General features: G+C 47.1%; 3 protein-coding genes and 2 pseudogenes. All 5 read right to left on the bottom strand.

Features of this window, described 5'->3' with window-relative positions:
* Positions 1 to 355: 355 nt before the first annotated feature.
* On the bottom strand, positions 356 to 1,405 hold the full coding sequence (locus HMPREF9243_RS09655) for a PTS sugar transporter subunit IIC (RefSeq protein WP_013668833.1): 1,050 nt from the start codon (positions 1,403 to 1,405) through the stop codon (positions 356 to 358).
* 75 nt (positions 1,406 to 1,480) lie between these two features.
* Positions 1,481 to 2,890: pseudogene (locus HMPREF9243_RS09650) on the bottom strand (2-oxo acid dehydrogenase subunit E2); the annotation flags it as partial.
* A gap of 85 nt (positions 2,891 to 2,975) precedes the next feature.
* Positions 2,976 to 3,965, bottom strand: a complete 990-nt coding sequence (locus tag HMPREF9243_RS09645) for an alpha-ketoacid dehydrogenase subunit beta (RefSeq protein ID WP_013669156.1) — start codon at positions 3,963 to 3,965, stop codon at positions 2,976 to 2,978.
* 33 nt (positions 3,966 to 3,998) lie between these two features.
* On the bottom strand, positions 3,999 to 4,985 hold the full coding sequence (locus tag HMPREF9243_RS09640; protein WP_013670122.1) for a thiamine pyrophosphate-dependent dehydrogenase E1 component subunit alpha: 987 nt from the start codon (positions 4,983 to 4,985) through the stop codon (positions 3,999 to 4,001).
* 110 nt (positions 4,986 to 5,095) lie between these two features.
* Positions 5,096 to 6,510: pseudogene (lpdA, locus tag HMPREF9243_RS09635) on the bottom strand (dihydrolipoyl dehydrogenase).
* Between the last annotated feature and the right edge of the window lie 219 nt (positions 6,511 to 6,729).

Below are 6,729 nucleotides of genomic sequence, written 5' to 3'. Positions count from 1 at the left end.
TTACCATGAAGCAGGAAAGTTATCCACATTTATTCGACTTGGGGATGAAAGTTTTCCCAAGTTGTTCATAGACTTATCCACAATCTGTGCATAGTTAGCAGGTTACAGGGGAAAACTTGTTCGATTGTGGATAATACCTAGGGATAAAAGCCTAACTACACACAGATTTCAAAAAGGAATCCACAACTGTGGATAACTTCTCCCCTTGCTGTGGATTGTGTAGAAGTCTGTTAAAAGCCCTTGGGATAAGTTATTGACAGTAAGCTCTGTCCACTCCCCCTGGGAAAACTTATCCACTTTTGGGGATTTTAGGGCATAAAAAAAGCCGAGCTTGCGCTCGACTTTGTTAAAAATTTTACTCTTGACCTTGGTAAGCAAAGACCACGTTACCGTCATATAATTTCAATACTTTTTCAAAGAGAACTTTGCTGAGTAAGGCAACGGCTACGGGGATGATTAACCAAGAAAGAATAACTAAAGGAATACTTAGGCCGGCATCGAAGGATGCTAGCGGTCCGACAATACCCACTAAACCGAAACCTGCGGATTGTGGGGTACCGGAAATATTAAAGAGGGCTACTGGAATAGCAGTAATCACTGCGGTAAATAGAGTAGGTACCAAGATGATTGGGTACTTGAATAAGTTGGCCATCATCATCTTCATAGCCCCTAAGGCAATGGCTAGGGTAACCCCGGATTCATTAACCTTCCAAGAATGAACCACTAAAACGACTGTGGTTGCCGCAACCCCCATGGAAGCTGCCCCAGCAGCAATCCCATCGAGTTGGATAGCTAGACCGATCGCCACGGTTGAAATGGGTGAGATAATCAACATCGCGAATGAACAGGAGATCAAGATGGTCATTAGGATCGGTTGTAGATTGGTAAAGCTGTTAATGACACTACCGATGGCGCCAGTGAATTTAGCAATAATAGGTAGTAAGAGGACCCCGATCAAGGCCACCCCACAACCCACTAAGATCGGCATGGCAATCACAGCGGTGGAGCCAAATTTATCTTTGACCCAGAGTAAGACCAGAACTGCGATCGCGGCGGTGATCATGGTATTGATCAAGTCCCCGGTTCCTGCACCGATATAGGCCTTGGCTTCGGGATTATATTGAATAACTCCCGATCCTACGAAACTGGCTCCAGCGGTCACCATGACTTGCATGGGCTTGAAGCCAAATTGCATGGCGATTAAGGCCCCAATCACAAGCGGGGTAGCTAATTGGAAAATTACGGCAATTTGAGAAATGGTAACGGCTAGGGGAATGTGGGTAAAATATTTTAAAATCCCGGATAAAACGGCATTAGGAATTAAACCAATAACCACTCCTGTCGCTGTCCCATTCAATACTTTATTAAGAAAGACCTTAGGGGTCATTTGTGTTTCTTCACTCATATTGTCACTCCTTCTTCTCTAGAAATAATTGGTTGACTCTCAGTTAAAAACTGTCGCTAGAGTCTAAGAAGCGCATTAATATATCTCTGTTTCTTGGCTGAATTGAGCTAAATTGTGGACCACATCTTGTAAGAAGCGACCGGCCTCTAAACCGTCGAGGAGACGATGGTCAATGGAGAGACAGAGGTTAACCATGTCGGCCATTTTCAAATTACCGTCATCACTGACAAGAAGGCGCTTCTTAATCGATTCGACTTGAAGAATCGCAGCTTGTGGTGGATTAATGATTCCCATGGATTGGACCGAACCGAAGACCCCCGTATTATTTACGGTAAAGGTCCCACCTTGCATGTCTTGGCTGGTTGCCTCACCGTTTTTAACGGCTTGGGCGAGACGGTCAATTTCATGGGCGATTCCATTGATGGATAGACGGTCCGCCTGTTTGATCACCGGCACATAAAGATGGTCTTCGGTAGCTACTGCTATCGATAAATTAATGTCTTTATGGTAGTGAATCCCATCTTCTTGCCAACTGGCGTTAAGCAGTGGGTGTTGTTTTAAGGCTTGGGTCACTGCTTTTACAAAGAATGGGAAGTAAGAGAGGTGGATCCCTTCGTTATCCTGGTAGGAATCTTTCAAATGATTGCGTAAATTAACGATATTGGTCACGTCAGCTTCTACCATCATCCAAGCATGGGGAATCTCTTGGTAGGACTTGGTCATTTGTTTAGCAATGGCTTTACGGATACCATCGGCTGGTGTGACTTGGTCTTGAGATTGACTTGGTTGACTCACAGGAGTCTTGGCTGACTGATCAATTTGGCTGCTGCTTTCAGACTGGCTGGCAGTTTGGTCTGGGCTTGAGCCCGACTCAAGTGCCGCTAGGACATCTTTTCGCGTGATGCGCCCTTTAGCACCAGTTCCCACCAACTGAGACAAATCAATATTATGCGTCTGTGCTAATTTTAGCACAGCTGGTGAGTATCGGCTATCAAATTTTGATTTTTCTGAATCATTTGACAATTTCGCTTCATTTACTTTTGTGCTTTGACTGCTACTTTCGCTTTGATCAGCGGCCTTGAGGACATCTTTTTTGGTAATCCGACCATTTTTGCCAGTCCCGGTGACTTGCTTGAGATCAATTCCTTTCTCCTGGGCCAAACGAACGACAGCAGGGGAATAGTTGAGATTTTGACTTGGCTCGGCTTCCTCTTTTGCTTCATCCGTCCGCTCTTGGTCACTAGTTTCTGTAGAATGGGCTTCGGCTTGGTCGTCTGGGCCATCCCCTTCGACAATAATTGACAGGATGGCTTGGCCAATAGGGATTTCTTCATCTTCATCAACCAACAATTCGTCGATCGTCCCACTATATTCGGAGGGGACCTCGGTGGTGACCTTGTCAGAGATCACTTCCGCAAGGGGGTCGTATTTTTTGACGGTATCGCCGGCTTTGACTAGCCAAGCGTTAATGGTCGCTTCGTGAACACTTTCGCCTAGGGCCGGCATCTTGATGATTTTTTTAGTCATTAGTTTAAGCTCCCTTCTGCTTGATGACAAGTCTTAGCTATGGTTAGAATTCAGCGAGCTCTTTCATGGCTTGGTAGACCTTGTCCTCATCGACTAAGAATTCACGTTCTAAGTTGAGGGCATAGCCCACAGTAGGCACATCTGGGCCAGCTAAACGGCGGATGGGCGCGTCCAAGTCGAAGAGGGCTTCTTCAGCGATAATGGCAGCAATTTCACTCATTATCGCGCCTTCCTTATTGTCTTCAGTAACCAAGAGGACCTTACCGGTTTTCTTAGCCGCTTCCACCAGGGTTTCCTTATCTAGTGGATAGAGACTTCTCACGTCGACGACTTCACATTCAATGCCTTCTTCTTCACTTAAGCGTTCGGCGGCTTTGAGGGCGTATTGGAGGACAATCCCATAGGCAATTACGGTAATATCGTCCCCTTGGCGGAGGACATTAGCCTTGTCTAAAGGAACGGTATAGTCTTCACTAGGGATTTCATCTTTTAAGAGCCGGTAGAGGCGCTTGTGTTCATAGAAGAGGACAGGGTCATCGGAGCGGATAGCGGCCTTGATCATGCCCTTAGCGTCATAAACAGTGGATGGGGTCACAATCCTTAGTCCCGGTTGGCCAGCAAAGATCTTATCGGTGGTTTGAGAATGGTAGAAACCACCGCGAACCCCGGCCCCATAAGGAGCTCTATAGACGATTGGGTTGGTCCAGTCGCCCTTGGTCCGGTAACGCATTCTAGCGGCTTCGGAGTTAATTTGGTTAACAGCTGGGAGGATATAGTCGGCAAATTGGAATTCACCAATAGCCCGGTAGCCTTTAACGCCTAAGCCCACCGTTAAACCAGCAATAGCAATTTCGGTTAGGGGACTGGAGAAGACCCGGTCATCCCCGTATTTAGCGGCTAGGCCTTTGGAGACCCCGAAAACCCCACCTTTTTCCCCGCCAACGTCTTCACCAAAGATGAGGACCTTATCGTCGCGGGCCATTTCTTCATCAATACCTTGGTTCAAGGCCTCTAAGTAAGTTATTTCTGTCATCTTGAGTCATTCCTTTCCTATTATATGGAGAAATTAGTCGGCATAGACTTGTTCATAGAGTGATTCAGGCGTTGGGTCGGGACTGGCTTCCGCTTCATCAGTGGCTTGATCGACTTCAGCTTGGAGTTCTTGGTAGATTTTTTCATTTTCCGCTTCAGTCAGGTAACCTTCTTCGATCAGCTGAGTCTTAAATTGCTTAATCGGGTCATTGGCCTTGACTCCCTCTAGTTCTTCAGCTGACCGGTAAACCGTTTGATCATCATCGGAGGAGTGACTGGTTAAACGGGTGACCATGAGTTCAATCAGGTGAGGGCCACCGCCTTGGCGGACCTTTTCCACGGCTTTTTTGAAGGCCTTGAAGGTTTGGGCAAAGTCAAAGCCGTCCACGCGTTCGCCTTCAAAACCGTAGCCAGGCCCTCTCAGGGCTAAGGATTCGGCATGGTATTGGTGTTTGGCAGGGACGGAGATGGCATAACCGTTATTTTCCACCACGAAGATAACAGGGAGTTGCATGACCCCGCTAATGTTCATGGCTTCAGCACATTCTCCTTGGTTAAAGGAACCTTCACCCGTCGTGGTTAGGGCAATGCTGTCAGACCCATCCAGTTTGTTGGCTAGGGCAACACCCGCAGCCACAGGGTATTGGGTCGACACCGGGGAGGAATGGCTGACGATATTGTGTTCTTTGGAGCCGAAGTGGTTAGGCATCTGCCGGCCGTGGGAGTTGGGATCAGCGTCCTTACCAAAGGTGGCCAGGAGAACATCGGTACAGGACATGCCCCAAACCATGCAGGCGGTCATGTCCCGGTAATAAGGAAGGAAGAAGTCCTTGTCATGGTCAAAGGCTAAAGCCATAGCCACTAGGCCGACTTCATGTCCTTGACCAGAAATATTAAAAGAGGTCTTACCAATCCGGGTCAATTGCCAAATCCGCTCATCGAGTAAACGGCTCCGGACCACATGCTTATAAGCCTCGATAATGGCTTCTTTACTTAGACCAGTACTTGCTAATTTTTCCATGATAGTCAACTCACTTTCTCTAATCGAAGGATGAGCTGGAAGGCTCAACCTCATTTACTTAAAACGACAAAATTATTTTTAGACACTACTAGATCCTTTGTGAGACTAGTTTACTTATGAATGGCCATATCCATGGCATCTAAAGCGGCCTCTTGGAGGGCTTCGGACAGGCTAGGGTGAGGGTGGACGGTGGTAGCGATTTCTTCATTAGCCGCATTGAGGTAGAGTCCCAGGCTGCCTTCACTGATCATTTCGGAGGCATGGGGGCCAAGAATGGTGATCCCCAGTAAGTCGTCCGTGGCTTGGTCGCGGATGACTTCAATAAATCCGTCACTGGCCTGCTCGATCAGGGCTTTGCCGTTGCCTGCTAGGGGGAAGTGGCCGACCTTGGCTTCAACAGCTTCAGGCAGGTTGTCTTGGTTATACCCCACGCTGGCAATTTCCGGAGAGCTATAGACACAGCGTGGTAACATGGTGTAGTTGAGCGGTTCACTGGTATTGTTGACGATATGGTCGACGGCACACTTGGCTTCCGCCATAGCTACATGGGCCAGTTGGAGTGTATTAATAGCATCGCCAATGGCATAGATATGGCCTTCCTTGGTTTGGAAGTTCTGGTTGACCTTAATCCCCTTCTTATCGTATTTAATGGAGGTATTATGAAGGCCAATGTTATCAATATTAGGTTCGCGACCAACAGCCACCAGGACCTTGTCAAAGACTTCCTGGTCCTGACCCTGGTTCATGGAGACCAGAACCTGGCCATCTTTGACCTGGGCTTGGTCGACCTGACAACTGAGCTTCAGCTTGATGCCTTGTTTTTAAAGTTTTTGGCCAGGGCTTGGGAGATATTTTTGCCTTCATTGGCTAAGAGCCGGTCTAGGTATTCGATAATGGTGACCTGGCTTCCCATCCGGGCAAGGAAAGAGGCAAATTCTACCCCAATGACTCCGCCACCAATAATGGCAATGGACTTAGGAATTTCTGCAATCTCTAAGAGGCCGGTGGAAGAGAGGATATATTCCTCATCAATAGTAATATTGGGCAGGTTTTTGTTCCGTGACCCAGTAGCTATGATGACATTTTTTGGAACGATAATACTTTCTTCTTCCTTGGGATCATTTGGACTTACTGCAATGGCGCCCGAATTGGGAGAGAAGATCGAGGGGCCTAGAACAGCTCCGTGACCCTTTAGGAGGTGGACCTTGTTTTTCTTGACCAAGCCTGCCACCCCGCTCACTAATTGTTTGACCACGGCATTTTTATAGGACTGGATTTTTTCCATCTTGACCTGGGACTGACCCCCACTTTCAATGCCAAAGGCTTGGGCCTGGTCGACCGTGTCTTTCACATGGGCGGCTTGTAAGAGGGCTTTGGTAGGGATACAACCCCGATTCAAACAGGTTCCCCCCACTTTGTCCTCTTCGATTAAGTAAACCTCTAAGCCGAGTTTGGCTGCCTGGATAGCGGCCACATAGCCGGCGGGGCCGCCACCAAGTACGACTAAATCTGTATTGATCATCAACCGTCACCTTTCTTTCTATACACCTGACTTGAATAATTAGCTTTATTTATAGTTTATTCACTTGAAGTTAAAAAGAGGCGAAAAGATATGGATTTATAATAAGTAAGCGCTTTCTTTTTCACTTTTATTATACTAAGCCTTAGGTCATTTCGCAAAGGTTGGACTTAATTAATAAGAAGAAACTATTAATTATTTGCCGACTAAAAAGCCTGTTTATAA

Origin of the sequence: Aerococcus sp. Group 1 (genome assembly GCF_000193205.1) — a bacterium.
Classification (GTDB): Bacteria; Bacillota; Bacilli; order Lactobacillales; family Aerococcaceae; genus Aerococcus; species Aerococcus urinae_A.
The sequence above is the reverse complement of the archived record's forward strand: the minus strand, read 5'-3'. Positions and strand labels throughout refer to the sequence as shown.